This window comes from Streptomyces sp. A01 (genome assembly GCF_059026195.1).
This window is the reverse complement of sequence record NZ_JBWLKN010000034.1, coordinates 35,370-53,795: the sequence shown is the minus strand read 5'-3', so window position 1 is coordinate 53,795 and position 18,426 is coordinate 35,370. Positions and strand designations below refer to the sequence as shown.

The 18,426-nt window shown below is 72.4% G+C and carries 13 protein-coding genes and 1 pseudogene; 11 read left to right on the top strand and 3 right to left on the bottom strand.

Annotation, left to right across the window (positions count from 1 at the left end):
- Positions 1-115: 115 nt before the first annotated feature.
- The 6 genes from AC5P1B_RS31345 to AC5P1B_RS31320 all read left to right on the top strand — a co-directional run bounded on the left by AC5P1B_RS31345 (position 116) and on the right by AC5P1B_RS31320 (position 5,405).
- A complete protein-coding gene (locus AC5P1B_RS31345; RefSeq protein ID WP_493891374.1) occupies positions 116-910 on the top strand; it encodes a helix-turn-helix domain-containing protein in 795 nt (264 codons plus the stop codon).
- Between the two features lie 102 nt (positions 911-1,012).
- Positions 1,013-2,530 (top strand): 30S ribosomal protein S12 methylthiotransferase RimO, encoded by a 1,518-nt coding sequence (rimO, locus tag AC5P1B_RS31340; protein WP_493891373.1) that lies wholly within the window; start codon positions 1,013-1,015, stop codon positions 2,528-2,530.
- Positions 2,527-3,174 (top strand): CDP-diacylglycerol--glycerol-3-phosphate 3-phosphatidyltransferase, encoded by a 648-nt coding sequence (gene pgsA, locus AC5P1B_RS31335; RefSeq protein ID WP_493891372.1) that lies wholly within the window; start codon positions 2,527-2,529, stop codon positions 3,172-3,174. Before rimO ends, pgsA begins: the two co-directional genes overlap by 4 nt.
- Before the next feature lie 167 nt (positions 3,175-3,341).
- On the top strand, positions 3,342-3,824 hold the full coding sequence (locus tag AC5P1B_RS31330; RefSeq protein WP_493891384.1) for a CinA family protein: 483 nt from the start codon (positions 3,342-3,344) through the stop codon (positions 3,822-3,824).
- A gap of 109 nt (positions 3,825-3,933) precedes the next feature.
- On the top strand, positions 3,934-4,317 hold the full coding sequence (locus AC5P1B_RS31325; RefSeq protein WP_493891371.1) for a helix-turn-helix domain-containing protein: 384 nt from the start codon (positions 3,934-3,936) through the stop codon (positions 4,315-4,317).
- Positions 4,318-4,922: 605 nt separating this feature from the next.
- Positions 4,923-5,405, top strand: coding sequence for a Dps family protein (locus AC5P1B_RS31320; protein ID WP_493891370.1), 483 nt, complete (start codon positions 4,923-4,925; stop codon positions 5,403-5,405).
- Positions 5,406-6,418: 1,013 nt separating this feature from the next.
- Here AC5P1B_RS31320 and AC5P1B_RS31315 read toward each other — a convergent pair.
- Both AC5P1B_RS31315 and AC5P1B_RS31310 read right to left on the bottom strand, forming a co-directional pair.
- Positions 6,419-7,279 carry an Fpg/Nei family DNA glycosylase gene (locus AC5P1B_RS31315; protein WP_493891369.1) on the bottom strand — a complete coding sequence of 287 codons (861 nt, stop codon included), beginning with the start codon at positions 7,277-7,279 and terminating at the stop codon, positions 6,419-6,421.
- Positions 7,280-7,500: 221 nt separating this feature from the next.
- Positions 7,501-12,528, bottom strand: a complete 5,028-nt coding sequence (locus AC5P1B_RS31310) for an Lhr family ATP-dependent helicase (RefSeq protein ID WP_493891368.1) — start codon at positions 12,526-12,528, stop codon at positions 7,501-7,503.
- A gap of 165 nt (positions 12,529-12,693) precedes the next feature.
- Here AC5P1B_RS31310 and AC5P1B_RS31305 point away from each other — a divergent pair, with 165 nt between their 5' ends.
- The 3 genes and pseudogenes from AC5P1B_RS31305 (at position 12,694) to AC5P1B_RS31295 (ending at position 15,471) form a co-directional block, all read left to right on the top strand.
- The gene (locus AC5P1B_RS31305) at positions 12,694-13,563 is read left to right on the top strand and encodes an AraC family transcriptional regulator (RefSeq protein ID WP_493891367.1); all 870 of its coding nucleotides are present in this window, start codon (positions 12,694-12,696) and stop codon (positions 13,561-13,563) included.
- Between the two features lie 673 nt (positions 13,564-14,236).
- Positions 14,237-14,911: pseudogene (locus AC5P1B_RS31300) on the top strand (AzlC family ABC transporter permease); the annotation flags it as partial.
- 251 nt (positions 14,912-15,162) lie between these two features.
- Positions 15,163-15,471, top strand: coding sequence for an AzlD domain-containing protein (locus tag AC5P1B_RS31295; RefSeq protein WP_493891366.1), 309 nt, complete (start codon positions 15,163-15,165; stop codon positions 15,469-15,471).
- A gap of 84 nt (positions 15,472-15,555) precedes the next feature.
- On the opposite strand, the gene AC5P1B_RS31290 is transcribed toward AC5P1B_RS31295, so the two are convergent.
- The gene (locus AC5P1B_RS31290) at positions 15,556-16,500 is read right to left on the bottom strand and encodes a hypothetical protein (protein WP_493891365.1); all 945 of its coding nucleotides are present in this window, start codon (positions 16,498-16,500) and stop codon (positions 15,556-15,558) included.
- 79 nt (positions 16,501-16,579) lie between these two features.
- On the opposite strand from AC5P1B_RS31290, the gene AC5P1B_RS31285 reads away from it, so the two are divergent.
- Complete coding sequence (locus tag AC5P1B_RS31285) at positions 16,580-16,774, top strand: DUF3046 domain-containing protein (RefSeq protein WP_493891364.1); 195 nt, start codon at positions 16,580-16,582, stop codon at positions 16,772-16,774.
- A gap of 359 nt (positions 16,775-17,133) precedes the next feature.
- Positions 17,134-18,351: an AI-2E family transporter gene (locus AC5P1B_RS31280; RefSeq protein WP_493891363.1), complete on the top strand. Its 1,218-nt coding sequence runs from the start codon at positions 17,134-17,136 to the stop codon at positions 18,349-18,351.
- The last annotated feature ends 75 nt before the right edge of the window (positions 18,352-18,426 follow it).

Below are 18,426 nucleotides of genomic sequence, written 5' to 3'. Positions count from 1 at the left end.
GACTGTGTGGCCATTCCGATGGCGTACAAAGACCGGCCTCCCGCTTGCCCGACCCTTTCGTACCACCCCTAGACTGAACCTCCAGCAGGTGGCTACACGCTCGAAAGGCGCCCCCGTGTCCATCGGCAACTCCTCCGCAGACGACCGGCCTTCCGTCGGTCGCGCCCTTCAGCAGGCCCGTATCGACGCAGGACTGACCGTCGACGAGGTCAGTACCGCCACCCGGGTGCGTGTCCCCATCGTGCACGGCATCGAGCAGGACGACTTCTCCCGCTGCGGTGGTGACGTCTACGCCCGGGGACACATCCGCTCGCTCGCCCGCGCCGTCGGACTCGATCCCGCCGGCCTCATCGATCAGTACGACGAGGAACACGGCGGCCGGCCCGAGCCCACCGCCGCCGCCCCGCTCTTCGAAGCCGAGCGCATCCGCTCCGAGCCGCGCCGCCCGAACTGGACGGCGGCGATGGTCGCCGCGATCGTCGCCGTCGTGGGGTTCGTCGGCTTCACGCTGTTCAGCGGCGGTGGCGACGGCGAGGGCACGACCGCGGAGAGCGCCCCGTCAGCGACGTCGACCGGCAAGCCCACCCCGACCAAGCCCGCCGACCCCAAGCCGGACCCGTCCGGCAGCGCCATCGCCGGTGTCCCGGCCAACAAGGTGACCGTCAAGCTCACCGCCGCCGACCGGCAGGCGTGGATCTCGGCGAAGGACCACAACGGGCGGCTGATCCACGTCGGTGTGATCAAGCAGGGCGCGTCCAAGACGTTCACCGACAGCAAGCGCCTCGACCTGGTGCTCGGCGACGCCGGGGCCGTGCAGCTTTTCGTCAACGGCAAGGAAGTCAAGCACCCGGGCGAAGACGGGCAGGTCCAGCGCCTGACGTACACGAAGGGTGATCCGGAGGCGGGCTGACCTGGCCGAGCGGGGGGCGGCGCACGGGGTGGTCGTCGCCCGGCGAGCGTTCGGTGTGCCCTTGGCGCGGGGACCGGTGCCGGGACAAAGTAGTCTGAGCGTATGCCCGAACGCCGTACCGTCGCCCTTGTCACTCTTGGCTGCGCCCGTAACGAGGTGGACTCGGAGGAGCTCGCAGGCCGCTTGGCAGCGGATGGCTGGGAGCTCGTCGAGGAAGCCTCCGACGCCGATGTCGCCGTCGTCAACACCTGCGGCTTTGTCGAAGCCGCCAAGAAGGACTCGGTCGACGCCCTCCTCGAAGCGAACGATCTCAAAGACCACGGCCGCACCCAGGCCGTCGTAGCGGTCGGCTGCATGGCCGAGAGATACGGCAAGGAGCTCGCCGAGGCGCTGCCCGAAGCCGACGGCGTGCTCGGCTTCGACGACTACGCCGACATCTCCGACCGGCTGCGCACCATCCTGTCCGGCGGTGTGCACGCCTCCCACACCCCGCGTGACCGGCGCAAGCTGCTGCCGGTCAGCCCCGCGCAGCGGCAGGGCACGACGGTGGCGCTCCCCGGCCACGGCGGCGTGGACGGGGCGGCCCCAGCGGCGGCCGAGCCCCCCGCCGACCTCGCGGACCTGGTGGACCTCCCCGAGGGCGTCGCCCCCGCCTCCGGCCCGCGCGCCCCGCTGCGCCGACGGCTGGGCACCAGCCCCGTCGCCTCCGTCAAGCTCGCCTCCGGCTGCGACCGGCGCTGCTCCTTCTGCGCCATCCCGTCCTTCCGCGGCTCGTTCATCTCGCGCCGCCCCTCGGACGTTCTGGGGGAGACGCGCTGGCTCGCCGAGCAGGGCGTGAAGGAGATCATGCTGGTCTCCGAGAACAACACCTCCTACGGCAAGGACCTCGGCGACATCCGGCTGCTGGAGACGCTGCTGCCCGAGCTGGCCGCGGTGGACGGGATCGAGCGCGTCCGGGTCAGCTACCTGCAGCCCGCCGAGATGCGCCCCGGCCTCATCGACGTACTGACCTCGACGGACAAGGTCGCGCCGTACTTCGACCTGTCCTTCCAGCACTCGGCGCCCGGTGTGCTGCGGGCGATGCGCCGGTTCGGTGACACCGACCGCTTCCTGGACCTGCTCGGCCAGATCCGGGCCAAGGCCCCGCAGGCCGGTGCCCGCTCCAACTTCATCGTCGGCTTCCCCGGCGAGAGCGAGGCCGACGTCGTCGAGCTGGAACGGTTTATCAGCGAGGCGCGACTGGACGCCATCGGGGTCTTCGGCTACTCCGACGAGGACGGCACCGAAGCCGCCACATACGGGGACAAGCTCGACCCGGATGTGGTCGCGGAGCGGCTGGCGCGCGTCTCACGGCTCGCGGAGGAGCTGACGGCGCAGCGCGCCGAGGAGCGCCTCGGTGAGACGGTGCGGGTGCTCGTCGACCGGGTCGACGAGGCGGACGGCACCGTCGGGCGTGGCGCGCACCAGGCACCCGAGACGGACGGGCAGACGGCCCTGCTGACCGACCGCGAACTTGTCCCCGGCCGTATCGTCGAGGCGAAGGTGATCGCGGCGGAGGGAGTGGACCTCGTCGCGGAGCCGCTGGCCGACGAGACGGGTCCCAAGGGGGCGGACAGATGACCGGAGTTCCGGCCTCCGCGACGGGAGGTGCCCGTGCGGTGGTGACCCCCCGGCCTGCCGGGTTGTGGAACATCGCCAACATCCTCACCATGGCCAGGCTCGCCCTGGTGCCGGGCTTCGTCATGCTCATCATGCACGGCGACGGCTACGACCCCGCGTGGCGCTCCTTCGCCTGGGCGGCGTTCTCGGTGGCGATGATCACCGACCTCTTCGACGGTCATCTGGCCCGCCGCTACAACCTGGTCACCGACTTCGGGAAGATCGCCGACCCGATAGCGGACAAGGCGATCATGGGCGCGGCGCTGATCTGCCTGTCCCTCCTGTCCGACCTGCCCTGGTGGGTCACCGGCGTCATCCTCTTCCGGGAGATCGGCATCACGCTGATGCGCTTCTGGGTGATCAAGCACGGCGTCATCCCGGCCAGCCGTGGCGGCAAGATGAAGACGCTCGCGCAGGGCACCGCCGTGGGGATGTACGTCCTCGCGCTGACGGGCCCGCTGGCGACGCTCCGCTTCTGGGTGATGGGCGTGGCCGTGCTGCTCACGCTGGCGACCGGGCTCGACTACGTACGGCAGGCCGTCGTCCTGCGCCGCGCGGGGCTGGCCGCCGAACGGGAGCGTGCGGGCCGGGAATCCGTGCGGTGAGCCTTCGTACGGTGCGTACGGCCAGTGGTGCGGGAACGGGTTCGCGGGTGACTGTGGAGGCGGACGGGCCTGGTGATGCCGCTGGTGGCCGTGGTGATGCCCTTGGTGCCGGTGGAGGGGTGGTTGTTCCGTCGGCGCGTGCGGCGCTCGTGGCCGAGGTGCTGTCCATGCTCGGCGGGCGCGGCGAGACCGTGGCTGTCGCCGAGTCGCTGACGGGCGGTCTGCCGGCCGCGGCCCTGACCGATGCCCCCGGGGCCTCCCTCGCTTTCCGTGGCTCCGTGACGGCGTACGCGGCCGATCTGAAGTCCCGGGTGCTGGGCGTGGACGGGGCGCTTCTGGACGAGCGCGGAGCGGTCGACGCCGAGGTGGCGCTGCGGACGGCGCAGGGCGTACGGCGGGCGCTGGGCTCCGACTGGGCAGCGGCGACCACGGGCGTCGCCGGACCCGAGCCGCGGGACGGTCAACCCGTGGGCACCGTCCACATAGCGGTCGCCGGGCCGCGTGGCGCGGCGGCGTCGGAGCGGCTGCGGCTCTCCGGAACCCGCGCGGAGATCCGCGCGCGGAGCGTCGTATCGGCCCTTGAGCTGCTACAGAGCCAACTGATCGAAAATGCGCGGGCACAGGATACGGAACAACGTGGGGGGATTTGATGTTTGCAGCCCTGAGTGAACACGACATCGCCCCCCGCACGGGTGGAGCCCGAGGCGGTACGGTGGGGCGAGAAGGAACCGGATACGCGGTCCGAGGAGGGAGCCAGCGATGATTCTGCTCCGTCGCCTGCTGGGTGACGTGCTGCGCCGACAGCGCCAGCGCCAGGGCCGGACTCTGCGCGAGGTCTCCTCGTCCGCTCGGGTCTCCCTCGGCTATCTCTCAGAGGTGGAGCGAGGGCAGAAGGAAGCATCCTCCGAGTTGCTTTCCGCCATCTGTGACGCCTTGGACGTACGGATGTCCCAGGTGATGCGGGAGGTGAGCGACGAACTGTCGCTGGCCGAGCTGGCGCAGTCCGCCGCAGCGAGCGAGCCCGTGCCCGCACCGATGAGGCCACGCCTGAATTCGGTGTCCGTGACGTCGGTGACGTCCGTGCCCGAGGAGCGGGTGACCATCAAGGCGCCCGCGGAAGCCGTCAACGTGGTCGCGGCCTGAGGAAACTCTCACCTGGTCTGCGACTGTTGTGCCTGTAAGCCCCGATCGGCTCCACGCCGACGGGGTTTCCTGGTTTTCGGCCTCCTGCGTCCGCGTGGGCGCGCTCCGGGCGGCTGGGGGCCGCACGGGGCACCGCACGGCCGCTCGGGGCTGCTATGGGCTGCTAGGGGTGTCCGACGGATCATGCGTGCCCGGGCATCGGGCTGCGCATGGGCCTTCCGGGCCCGCCAGGCCCAGGGGAAGCCCAGGGGAAGCCCAGGGGAAGCCCAGGGGAAGCAGCCCTGGCACAGCGAAAGGGTGTGCCCCGTCAGGGGCGCGGGGAACTGCGCGACCAGCCACGACGCACCCGCACTCCACGACGCACCGACAGGGGCCCAGCGCGATCCGCCGCCGGACGCGGCGTAGGGCTATCGCGGGGGCTGCACGCCTGCTTGGCGGTAGCCGGGTGCCGATGGCGGCCGCGGTGGGTGCGGCGGCAGGTCACTGGGGGCTGGGGAGGCCCGCCTGGTGGGGCAGGTCACCCTTGTATACGGCTCATATGACTGGGTAGTCGCGACTATGGGAAGGTGGATAAAGGGACTTTTCCGTCAATCAGGAGGAATTGGATGTCTGTCGTGAAGAGCTCGCTGTCCGAGGGCGACCGCAAGATCGTCGGCGACTGCCTCCAAGGCGCGCTTGTCGACCTCGTGGACTTGTCCCTGGTTGCCAAGCAGGTGCACTGGAACGTGGTCGGCCCCCGGTTCCGTTCCATCCACCTCCAGCTCGACGAAGTAGTGGAATCGGCTCGTACGCACACCGACACGGTGGCTGAGCGGGGGTCCGCGATCGGTGTCAATCCCGACGGGCGCGCGGAGAGCGTCGCCAAGACGAGCGGTATCGACACGGTGAAGGAAGGCTGGATCAAGGACACCGATGCCGTGAAGATCCTCGTCGGAGCCCTCACCGCCGTCATCGAACGGATGCGTCGGCGCATCGAGGCGACGGACAAGCCCGACCCGGTGACGCAGGACATCCTGATCGGGCTGACCGCCGATCTTGAGAAGCACGCGTGGATGTTCCAGGCCGAGGCCGTCACCGCTACTCAGTAGCGGCGGGGCTACGCGGCGCGGGCGCTCCGGCACCGACCACGGTGCGGCCACGCGCGCGGTGACGGCGCCGGTACGGCCCGCAGGTGGCGCTCAGGCCCGCGCATGCGGGTGGCGCTCAGACCCGCGGATGGCGCCCATGACGCCGGATGCGGCCGTGCGGCAAGCAGGCAGGCGAGGGAGACGGAGACGGCGCCCCGGCAAGAGGGCCGTGACAACGAAGGTGCCGCAGCGCGACGGCGGAAGGTGCTCGGACATGTCAGCTCTGGCAGCGCATGACCGGGGAACGGCGGCCCGTAAGCCCCGATCCCCTTCGTACGCGAAGGGCGAGCGGGCGACGGCCTGTGGTGTCTGAGCCCGCCCGGTGGGCTTGCGCGGTCGTGCTGGGCGGCGTGTGGTGGTGGGCTGCTTTCCGCCTCGCCGCCCAGCCCGCGCAGGCGGGGCCGCTCGAAGGGACGCTCGTGGCGGGCGGCTGGGGACTGAGCCTGTTGCCCGTGCACTGCGTACCGTGGTCCCGGCGGGTGAGGACGGCCCGCAGCCGGGCTGAAGGCGAACGGGCCGGACGTACGAGCGGTGATCGGACGTACGAGCAGTGATCGGTCGGCGCCCGGACCTTCCTCGCCGCCGTCCGCGATGACTGAACCTCCCCCCGCCGTCGGCCGCGACGACTGAAACTTGCTCGCCGTCGGCCGACCCACCGGGTCGGGGTCAGGGTCCGCCGTAGCTGCGACGTCCACCCGTAGGGGGGCGTTGCTCGTCCCCGACCGTCCGTACCGTCCCTGACTGTCCGTCCGCCCCTGGTTGAGCGTCCGGCCCCGGCTGTGGTGACGGTCCTCGGCCGTGACGCTCCCGGCTGTGACGTGGCCACGGGGCAAACAGGGGGTGTGCCGTCAGCACCTGTGCCCACGGGGCGCTCTGCGGGGCCTTGGGAACGGTGCCCGCCACAGCGCCGTCGTAGCACCGGAGTCGTCTCCGCGCGGGCTCTCGTCTGAGTCGTTTCCACGCGCTCTGCGTCTCTACGTGCCCGGTGCCGGCCCGGCCTGGCAGTGGGGGCACCAGTACGTGATGCGGGCCTGGCTCTCTCCGTTGGCCCGCCCGTCTCCCTGTTCGGCCGACCGGATCGGGGTCCCGCAGCGCACGCATGGCTTTCCGCCCCGGCCGTACACCCACAGGCGCAGGTCGGGGTGGCGCTCGGCCGTGGTGACGCGGACGGGGCGGGCCTTGTTGACCTCAAGGAGCTTCTTCGCCAGCGTGGTCAGCCGCTGGGGCGCGCCGAGCTCCGACACGGGCAGCCACGGCGTGACACGGAGCATGAAGCACAGCTCCGACTTGTACACATTGCCGATCCCCGCGAGGTTCCGCTGGTCGAGCAGGGCTTCACCGAGCGGGCACGCCGGGTCGGCCAGCAGACGGCGCAGCGCCTCAGCGGGGTCCCAGTCCGGGCCGAGCAGGTCGGGTCCGAGGTGGCCGACCACGGTGGGTTCGTCGGCGGTACGGATCAGGGCGAGCACCGGGAGCCGGTAGCCGACGGCCGTGCGGTCGGCCACGCCGAGAACGGCCCGGATCTCGTGCCCCGGGCCACCGCGCCAGCGTTCCCCGTTGCCGAAGACCCGCCAGGCGCCGTCCATACGCAGATGGGAGTGGAGCGTCAGACCGCCCTCCACCCGGATGAGGAGATGCTTACCGCGCGGCACCGCTTCAAGCACCCGCCGACCGGTCAGGTCGAGCGCGGCGAGACTGGGTTGCCGCTCACCCCACGCGTTCGGCCGCGTGGCGGGCCGGGAGGGGGCGCGCAGCTCCCAGCGGGTGAGCGGTTCGCCCGCCAGCGCGTCGTGCAGGCGGCGGGCGGTGCGCCAGACCGTGTCTCCCTCAGGCATGACCCCATGATGCCGCCATGGGTCTCAGGGAGTCGGGACCGGCCGGTCGCCCGACTGAGCCCGCGACGGGCGGGTCGGTCGACCGGGACCGCGACCGGCGCCCGACCGGTCGCGGTCCGGGATCTCACGGTGGTTGCGGGATCTCACGGTGGTGGGGGCATCGGCGGCGGGGGTTCGGGGCGGCGTCGGTACCTCTCGGTACCTCTGGATGCCTCCCGGTGTCACTGGGGTGAGCGCAGCCGTAGTCCGCGAGGGGTGGCGTGGAATCCGGCGGCTTCGAGCATGGCGCCGAACGGGGAGGACAGCGCGGCGGCGCCGTTGACCCGCTCGATGGTGATCGTGCCGAGCGCGCCCGCGCGGGCCGCCCCGGCCAGCGCCTCGACGGCCAGCGTCAGCCTCGTGTCCCCGCCCTCCCCGTCACCGGAGCCGGACGTGGCACCGGGGTATGCGGGGAACGGGCCGAACGCCGTCCCTCCAGGCCCCGCGCCCGGCAGCCCGGCCCCGGTCGGCCCGGTCGGTCCGGACCCCGACTGGCCGGATTCGGCCGTGCCGGGCCAGGCCAGCAGCGTCTTGCCGCCGCGCTCCATGTAGAGCACCAGCTCGCCGTCGACGAGAACGACGAGCGAACCCGCCTTGCGGCCCGGTTTGTGCGTCGAACCGGGCGGCGGGTCCGGCCAGCCGAGCGCGGCCCCGTACGCGTTGGCGGGGTCGGCCGCCGCGAGGACGACGGGCCGTGACGACTCGGCGGTCCGGCTTGAGCCGGTCCCGAAGCCGGAGCCGGGCCCCGGGTTCCGGTCGCGTGCCGTGCTGACGGCGCGCAGCCGGTCCACCGCTCCGTCCATGGCGAACTGGGCGGCGCCCAAGCCCTCCACCACATAGCCGCGGCGTGCCTGCCCGCTCTCCTCGAAGACGGACAGCACCCGGTAGGCGGCCGCGAATCCGCCCTCCACGCCCTCGGCGGCCACCGCGCCGCGCGTCACCACCCCGTGCCGGTCGAGCAGCGTGCCTGCCAGGGCATGGGCCCGGTGGGTGGGGTCTCCGGCGGGCTCGGGCAGCAGGGACCAGCGGCCCGCGACGGTGGGCGGCCCGCCGAACGAGGCGGTGGGCCGGACGCCGCGCCCCCCGACGCCGGGGCGGCTCGTGAGCGACCCGTACCGGCCCCGGGGCACAGCCCGCTTGGCGCGGTGGGCCGTGGCTCCCGCGGTGCGCCCGGAACCGAGGAACGCGCGCAACGGGGCGAGAGTGTCGTTGGTCAGGCGGCCGGACCAGGCGAGATCCCAGACCGCGTCGGCGATGTCGGCGTCGGCGCCCGCAGGGCTCGCCGGGGCGAGACCGGCGGCTCGTACCCGGTCCGCTATCTGGCGGAAGAACAGCCCGTAACCTCCCGACAGGGCGTCGAGCACCGCCTCGTGCAGCGGACCCAGCTCCAGCGGGCGCGCGCCGGGCAGCAGCAGCGGCGCCGCGTCCGCTACGTAGAGGGCGACCCAGCCGTCCTTGCCCGGCAGGGCCCCGGCGCCCGCCCAGATCACCTCTCCGGCCGCCGTCAGTTCGTCGAGCAGCGCCGGGGAATAGTCCGAGACGCGCGAGGACAGGACGAGCTTTTCCAGCGCGGACGCGGGAACCGCCGCGCCCTGCAACTGCTCGATGGCGCGGATCAGGCCGTCGGCGCCGCGCAGGCGCGCGGCGCCCAGATGCTGCCACTGCGGGAGGAAGGAGGCGAGCGCCGCGGGTGGGACAGGCTCAAGTTCCTGGCGCAGAGCGGCCAGCGAACGGCGCCGCAGGCGGCGCAGCACCGTGGTGTCGCACCATTCCTGGCCGACCCCCGCCGGATGGAACTCGCCGTGGACGACGCGGTTGTCGGCGGCCAGCCGGTGCAGCGCGCCGTCGGTGATGGCCGTGCCCAGGCCGAGGCGGGCGGCGGCGTCCGCTGAGGTGAACGGCCCGTGGGTGCGGGCGTAGCGGGCGAGGAGGTCGCCGAGCGGGTCCCGTACGGGCTCGGTGAAGGCCTCGGGGACCCCGACGGGCAGCGCTGTGCCCAGCGCGTCCCGCAGGCGGCCCGCGTCCTCGATGGCCGCCCAGTGGTCGCGGCCCGCGATCCGCACCCGGATGGCGCGGCGGGTCGCTTCCAGTTCGCGCGGCCACGCCGGCTCAGCACCGCGCTCGGCCAGCTCATCGTCGGTGAGCGGGCCGAGGACGCGCAGCGCGTCGGCGACGCCCTCAGCGTCCTTGATCCGGCGGTCCTCCGTGCGCCAGGCCAGCTCCCGCTCCAGTTCGGCGAGCACGTCGGCGTCGAGGAGCTCGCGGAGCTCGGCCTGACCGAGCAGTTCGGCGAGCAGCCGGGCATCGAGGGAGAGGGCGGCGGCACGGCGCTCGGCGAGCGGCGAGTCACCCTCGTACAGGAACTGCGCCACGTAACCGAACAGCAGCGAGCGGGCGAACGGGGAGGGCTCAGGGGTGGTCACCTCGACAAGCCGGACCCGGCGCGCCTCGATGTCGCCCATCAGCTCGGTCAGCCCCGGCACGTCGAACACGTCCTGGAGGCATTCGCGGACGGCTTCGAGGACGATGGGGAACGACCCGAACTCGCTTGCCACCTGGAGCAGCTGGGAGGCGCGCTGGCGCTGCTGCCACAGGGGGGTGCGTTTTCCGGGGTTGCGCCTCGGGAGCAGCAGAGCGCGGGCGGCGCACTCCCGGAAGCGGGCGGCGAACAGGGCGGAGCCGCCGATCTCGTCGGTGACCAGCTGAGCCACCTCACCCTGGTCGAAAGCGACATCCGCGGCGCCGACGGGAGACTGCTCACTGTCGTACGCCGTGCCCCAGTCACGGCCGGGCGTGGTGCCCGGTGTGGCGCCGGAGGCGGAGGGGGTACCGGGCGGGGCGTCGGTGGGCATGGGCCCGTCGAGCAGGTCGAGACCCAGCAGGTCGGCGTCGGGCAGGCGCAGCACGATGCCGTCGTCGGCATGCATGACCTGGGCGTCCATGCCGTAGCGCTCGGCGAGTCTGGCACCGAGGGCGAGCGCCCACGGCGCGTGCACCTGGGCACCGAAAGGGGAGTGGATGACCACCCGCCAGTCGCCCAGCTCGTCGCGGAACCGCTCGACGACGATGGTCCGGTCATCGGGAACGTGGCCGCAGGCGCGCCGCTGCTCGTCGAGGTAGGACAGCACATTGTCCGCCGCCCACGTGTCGAGACCAGCGGCGCTCAGCCGCGCTCGGGCGGTCTCGGGCGCCAGAGAGCCGATCTCGCGGAGGAACGAGCCGAGGGCGCGGCCCAGCTCCAGCGGCCGTCCCAGCTGGTCGCCCTTCCAGAACGGCAGCCGCCCCGGCACCCCGGGGGCGGGCGAGACCAGGACCTGGTCGCGGGTGATGTCCTCGATTCGCCAGGAGGTGGTCCCCAGCGTGAACACATCGCCCACCCGGGACTCGTAGACCATCTCCTCGTCGAGCTCGCCGACCCGCCGCCCACCGCTCCGGCCGGAGCCGCCCGACGCGCCCCCGGACCCGCCGCCGCTCCCGGCCGACTGGGAGCCGGCGAGGAAGACGCCGAACAGGCCCCTGTCCGGGATCGTGCCGCCGGAGGTGACAGCGAGCCGCTGCGCTCCCGGGCGGCCGGTGACCGTACCGGCGACGCGGTCCCACACGACTCGGGGCCGCAGCTCGGCGAAGGCGTCGGACGGATAGCGCCCGGCGAGCATGTCGAGGACCGCCGTGTACGCCGACTCGGGAAGCGTGGCGAACGGGGCGGCCCGGCGCACCACCGCGAGCAGTTCGTCGACGTCCCACGTGTCCATCGCCGTCATGGCGACCAGCTGCTGGGCCAGCACGTCGAGCGGGTTGGCAGGGACGCGCAGGGCTTCGATGGCGCCGCTGCGCATGCGTTCGGTGACGACCGCGGCCTGCACCAGGTCACCCCGGTACTTCGGGAAGACCACGCCGGTGGACACCGCCCCCACCTGGTGACCGGCGCGGCCCACCCGCTGGAGCCCGGAGGCGACCGAGGGCGGCGACTCGACCTGGACGACGAGGTCGACGGCGCCCATGTCGATGCCCAGTTCGAGACTGGACGTGGCGACCACCGCGGGCAGCCTGCCCGCCTTGAGGTCTTCCTCCACCAAGGCCCGCTGTTCCTTCGACACGGAGCCGTGGTGGGCGCGCGCGAGCACGGGTGGAGCGCCCTTGGCCGCGCCTGACTCCGCCATCATCTCGGCGGGCGAGTGATGCTCGGGCAGCGGCTCCCCGGTCGCCCGCTCGTACGCGATCTCGTTGAGGCGGTTGCACAGCCGCTCGGCGAGACGCCGCGAGTTCGCGAAGACGATGGTCGAACGATGCGCCTGGACCAGGTCGGCGATCCGCTCTTCCACATGCGGCCAGATCGAGGGCCGCTCCCCTTCCTGCCCCTCCTGGGCGGGAGAGCCGCCCAGCTCACCGAGGTCCTCGACAGGGACCACGACCGACAGGTCGAACCTCTTGCCTGACGGCGGCTGGACGATCTCCACCTTCCGCCCTGGCGAGAGATAGCGCGCCACCTCCTCCACTGGCCGCACCGTCGCGGACAGGCCGATCCGCCGCGCAGGACGGGCATGGCCATAGCCTGAGGGGCCCGCGCCGCGCAGCGCGTCGAGCCGCTCCAGCGACAACGCCAGATGCGCCCCGCGCTTCGTGCCGGCGACCGCGTGCACCTCATCGAGGATCACCGTCTCCACCCCGGCCAGGACCTCCCTGGCCGCGGACGTGAGCATCAGGAACAGCGACTCGGGGGTCGTGATCAGAATGTCCGGCGGTCGCGTGGCCAGCGAACGGCGCTCGGCGGCAGGGGTGTCGCCCGAACGGATTCCCACCCGCACCTCGGGCTCCGGCAGCCCGAGCCGCACCGCCTCCTGCCTGATGCCCGTGAGCGGACTGCGCAGGTTGCGTTCCACATCCACGGCGAGGGCCTTCAACGGCGAGATGTACAGCACGCGGCAGCGCTTCTTGGCCTCCGCCGGCGGGGGAGTGCCGGCCAGCTGGTCGAGGGCGGCCAGGAAGGCGGCGAGGGTCTTACCGGACCCGGTAGGCGCGACGACCAGCACATCGGAGCCTTCGCCGATCGCCCGCCAGGCGCCCGCCTGCGCCGCCGTCGGCGCGGTGAACGCCCCCGTGAACCAGCTGCGGGTCGCCGCGGAGAACGCCGCCAGAGCGTCGGCGTGCCCTGCCGCACCGCCCGGGTCCCCGCTCCCCGTCGGCTCGTCGCGCTGATCAGTTCTCGCCATGCCCCCCATCGTGCACCGCACCACTGACAACCGCCCGAAATGGCAGGTCACAGCGGTCGTCGCGCGGTTTGGCCGGACCGGCTGACGCGCTGACGAGCCGACGGATGAACCGGAGGGACGCGGCCTCCGGGCAACGTCCGCCGGGCGGCGGCGCAGAATGAACCCATGGCGGAGCGGGAGAGGGCACGGCACTGGCGCTACTCCGAGCTGCCTGGAGTGGATCTGCTGCGCGCCCGGTACGTCGGCCACTCCTTCCCCCGCCACACACACGACGGATACGTACTCGGTGCGATCACCGGCGGCGTCGAGGAGGTCACGCTGCCAGGCGGTGTCGAACGCGTCGGCCCCGGTGGCGTCGTCATGATCAACCCGGACGTCGCGCACACGGCCCGCGCCGGTGTCCCCGAGGGCTGGGCGTACCACGTCCTCTACCCGGCCGCCGCCACGGTCGCCGAGATAGCGGCAGAGGTGACCAGCGTCCGCGGGTCAGCCGGATTCTCCCGCCCCGTCGTGAATGACCCGGAGGCGGTCCGGCTCATCATGGCGGTGCACCGCGCCGCGGAGGAGGGCAACGCGCTCGCCGCCGACACCGTGCTGCGCGGCACCATCGCCCGGCTGCTCCGCGGCCATGGCGGAGCGCTCCCCCCGCGCACGGAGCACGGCGCGGGCGCCCGCACCGCCGTACGCGCTCGCGAAATCCTGGAAGACCGGATGGCCGACCCGCCGACCCTGGAAAAGCTCGCGGCCGAAGTGGGGACGAGTCCCTTCGCCCTGCTGCGCGCCTTCCGTACCGTGTACGGGATGCCGCCGCACACCTGGCTGACCGACGCCAGGGTCCGCCGCGCCCGCCGGATGCTGGAGTCCGGCACGGCGCCCGCGGAGGCGGCGACGCTCGTCGGCTTCACCGACCAGCCCCACCTGAACCGGCACTTCACCCGCATTGTCGGCGTGCCACCGGGCGCGTACCGGCGCGAACGCGCCGCTGGCCGTGACCGTCCAGCCGATCATGATCGTCCAGTGGGCCGTGACAGGTGAGCGGGCGGCGTCGGGTTTGATCGGGTCGCGTCGGCTCAGTTGGTCGTGACCGCCCAGCGCGGTCGTGAGCTTCAAGCGCGGTCGTGACCGCTTAGCCGGTCACGACCGCGCCAAGCCCTGTCGTCTCCCGCCACGGTGACCTGCGAGGGCGCAAGAACGTACAAGACAGAGCCGCAGCACGGCTCGTAGCGTCACGGCCGTGTCAGAACGAGCGGAAAGCGCCAAGGAACGGGGCCGCGCACGAGGGGCAGTGCGCCGTGTGACGCCCATGGAGCCCATCGAGCCCATCGCGACCGTGGACCCTGCGAGCCCAGTGACTGCGGTGACCAGTGTGAGCTCAGTGACCCCTGTGAGGTCTGCGAGCCCTCTGGAGCCTGTGATTGCCGCCGGTGCGGCCAGCCTCGGTGACCCGCCAGTCCCCTGCGGAGGAGGTCACTCCGACTCGGCGGGTTCGGCCGGACGCGCGGAGCGAGCCGTAGGGACGGGGCACGGAGCGGCTGGCACGGAGCACGGGGCGGGTTCGTCGTCTGTGACTCGCACGGAGGACGGGGCCGGGGCCGGGACGGGTCACGGGGCGCCGGGGACGGAGCACGGGGCCGCGGTGAACGAGGCGGAGGCAGGGGTGGGCAGCTGCCCACCGGGCGAGTCAGTCGGCTGTCACGACGGGGCGGACATCGACGAACGAGCGGTGATACGTGACGCGCTCGGTGTCGGTGTCGCTGTCGGCCTGTCCGGGTTCGCCTTCGGAGTGACCTCGGCCGGGGCCGGAATCAGCCTTCTGCAGACGTGCGTGCTCAGCCTTCTGGTCTTCACCGGGGCCTCGCAGTTCGCTCTCGTCGGAGCGCTCGCCGTGGGCGGGAATCCGCTGACCGCCGCTGCCGGGGCGTTCTTCCTCGGAGTGCGCAACGCGTTCTACGGGCTGCGCCTGTCCCAGCTTCTGGCGCTGCCCCGCTCCGTACGCCCCTTCGCCGCCCACTGGGTCATCGACGAGACCTCCATCGTCGCGCTCGCCCAGCGGAACCGGCGAAGTGCGCGCCTTGGTTTCGTCGTCACCGGTGCGTCGCTCTACGTCCTGTGGAACCTGACCACCTTCGTGGGCGCGGTCGGGGCGTCCGCCCTCGGCGACCCCCAGGACTGGGGACTGGACGCCGCCGGGCCCGCCGTCTTCCTGGCCTTGCTGGCTCCGATGCTCAGTACCGCTCTGGAGCGGGTGGTGGCCGGTCTCGGCGTACTGCTGGTGCTCGTGTGCGTTCCGCTGCTGCCCGCCGGGGTCCCGGTACTGGTGGCGGCACTCGCCGCGCCACTCGCGCTCGCTGTCGATGGACGCCGCACCAGGTCTGCCGCGCCAGGGTCCGCGCCCGGGCCGGAGTCCGAGTCCGTGCCCGAACCGAGTGGGCCGCCGACGACCCCAACGCCCGCGACCGCGACCGCGTCCACCCCATCAGCGCCTGCCACCCTCGCGCACCCGCGCGCGTGCTCAGCCTCCGCCGCGACCGCTACGACGGACGGAGCCCCAGACCCTGCCGCTGCCGCGCCTGCGGCTCCCGCCGACCGTGCCGCTCGCCGGGGTGCGCACCACGTCACCGAAGGAGAAGACCGATGAGTACGTGGATCGCCATCGGCGTCACCGTGGTCGGCTGCTACCTGGTGAAACTGCTCGGCCTCTCGGTTCCGTCCGGGGCGATGGAACGCCCCGTGGTCAAGCGGCTGGCCGCCCTGCTTCCGGTGGCGCTGCTGGCCGCCCTGATAGCGCAGCAGACGTTCAGCACGGACAGCGCCCTGGTCATCGACGCCCGTGCGGCCGGGCTTGGAGCGGCAGCCCTCGCCCTGGTGCTCCGCGCACCGTTCCTCCTGGTGGTCGCCATCGCCGTCGCTGCCACGGCGGCGGCACGGGCCCTGGGCGGCTAGCGGGGCCACCCTTCCGGCACGGCGGCGCGGCAGTGGCGGAGACGGAAGCGCCCGCTTCCGTCTCCGCCGCTCTCCGCCGCGCCGTCAGCCCAGACTTCGCCCGTACGCGCGCAGCGTGAGCAGGGCCTCGATGGTCACCATGGGGCGGCATTCCAGTGCCGTCCCCGGTGCCCACTCGCGCCAGTTGATGGGCCAGCCGCCGTCCTCCTCCTGGGAAGCCGCGAGGAAGTCCAGTGACCGCTCCAGCTCCGCGTCCGAGAACCAGGAGCGGGCGATGGACTGGGGCGTGCGCGCGAAGTCGTGCGGGAAGTGGTGCTCCCCGGGCCCGTACCCCTCGGGAACCGGGTAGTCGTCCGCGTGCTGGGGCTCAAGCACCACGAGCCGCCGTTCCCTGACATGCGTGCCCAGCCGTTCCGCCACCACGCTGGCGCGCGCCCGGTCCGGCGCCCCGTCCAGGAAGGCCACGGCGGCGATCACCTCGTACGGATGCGTCCGCGCGCCGTCAGCCAGTGCCTCGACCGCCGACCAGCAGAAGTCCGTGGCACGGAACAACCAGGCATGCCACACGCCGTTGCGGTGCAGCAGACCCGTCACGGGGCCGGTGGCGAGCAGATCGCTCGGGGGATCGTCCACCACCGGAATCCAGGGCGCCGCCGGGTAGCCGCGCAGTGCGGGATGGAGCGCGGGGAGCGCTCCGTCCGGGGTGGAGATGTCCGTCAGGTAGCGGCATACGCGCTCCATCCGCTGGCCGCCGCAGCGGCCCATGCCGTCCAGCACGCGCAGCGCGTGCGCGGTGTGCAGCGGCTGGCTGACGGGGCCGCGCAGGTCCGGCTCCAGGGCGCACCCGTAGCCCCCGTCGTCGTTGAGGTACGCGTCCAGCGCCGTCTCCACCGCGTCGGCGGCCCGCTCTGGGCCGCCCCGTGTCGGCAGGAAGTAGTACGCGAACCTGCGCTGCTCAAGTACCCGGGCGGTCAGCCAGACGAAGTGCTCGGCGCGGGCGAGAGGGGAGGTGGTGGGTGCTGGGTCCATGTCCCGACCGTAGGACGGAATGAGCGGTCGGACACCGGTTGAGGCGTGGCTGCACTCTCAGGGGCGCGATACTGGGCGTATGCGGTTGACGGCCTTCTGGCAACGAATGGCGGATTACTTCGGCGAGGCGTACGCCGACTCTTTCGCGCGTGATCATGTGATGTCCGAACTCGGCGGCCGGACCGTCCATGAGGCGCTCAGCGCGGGATGGAGCACCAAGGACGTCTGGCGCGGGGTGTGCGCGGCGCTCGACATCCCGTACGACAAGCGCTGACCGGCGACCGCCACCAGTGGCCCGGCGCCGTCCTTGAGTGGCCGCCGGTTTCCCCGTACGACCGTCCTGCCCCGCCCCGCCCGGCCACCCAGCCGCCCAGGCTCAGCCCCCGCGCTTCTTTTCGGTAGCGGCGCGCCCTCGTGCTGATCGCAGTCCGACCGTCCCGTCCCCCCATCCGACCGCCCCGCCCGACGTCCCGTGAGCACCGTGATACGGCTCCACGCCGGGTGGTCGGGGACATGACATGGGCCGGGGGGAGTGGCGTTTGGCGCATGCGCCACACTTGCTCCGTGGTAGCGACAGAGGAACCCGTTCAGAAAGACGCCAGACCGAGCCCGCAGGATGCCGCCGGCACGCGCATGCCCCGTTGGCTGCCCCGTGCCATGGTGCTCGCCCTCACGCTGGTCGCCTGTTTCCAGCTCGCCAGCTGGGCCTTCCACGAACTGACATCGCTGCTGCTCAACATCCTGATCGCGTTCTTCCTGGCGCTGGCGATCGAGCCCGCCGTGGACTGGATGGCGGCGCGCGGTGTGCGCCGGGGCGCGGCCACGGGGCTGGTCTTCCTCGGCATCGTCGTCGCTGTGGCGGGGTTCTTCACCCTGCTCGGGTCGATGCTGGCCGACCAGATCGTCACCATGGTCGACGACTTCCCGAAGTACCTGGACAAGGTGATCAGCTGGGTCAATGTCACCTTCCACACGGAGCTGTCGCGGGTCGAGGTGCAAGACAGCCTGCTGCACTCCGACTGGCTGCAGAAGTACGTCCAGGACAGTGCCAACAACGTGCTGGACGTCTCCACGCAGGTGCTCGGCGGCCTGTTCAAGGCGCTGACGGTGACGCTCTTCGCCTTCTACTTCGCTGCTGACGGCCCGCGGTTGCGCCGTGCCCTGTGCTCCGTGCTGCCGCCGCACCGGCAGTCAGAGGTGCTGCGGGCCTGGGAGATCGCCGTCGCCAAGACCGGCGGCTACATCTACTCGCGCGGTCTGATGGCGCTGATCTCCGGTGTGGCGCACTACATACTGCTGGAAATCCTCGGCGTGCCCTACGCCCCGGCGCTGGCGATCTGGGTGGGGCTGATCTCGCAGTTCATCCCGACCATCGGTACGTACCTGGCGGGTGCGCTGCCGATGCTGATCGCCTTCACCGTGGCCCCCTGGTACGCGGTGTGGGTGCTGGGCTTCGTCGTGGTCTACCAGCAGTTCGAGAACTATGTGCTCCAGCCGCGTATCACCGCCAAGACGGTGGACATCCACCCCGCCGTCGCCTTCGGTTCGGTGATCGCGGGGACCGCGCTGCTCGGCGCGGTGGGCGCCCTGATCGCCATTCCGGCGACCGCGACGCTGCAGGCGTTCCTCGGCGCGTACATCAAGCGCTACGAGGTCACCGACGACCCGCGGGTGCTGGGCGGTACGCGCAAGAGGCGCGGCGTCTCGCTGCTGGCGCGGGCACGGGGCGCGCTGCGCGAGGGAAACCGCCAGCCGCAGCCGAGCGGCCCGGAGATGGACAGCGGCGAGCTGGCGGGGGAGGCCGGGCTGGCACCGGACACGGGGCCGGCACCGACGCGCGACGTGTCCTGACAGCCGGCCCGGCCCGGGCCCGGACGGCCGTGCCGCAGGCGGGTCTCGTACCCCGGGAGCGGGCCATGACGGACG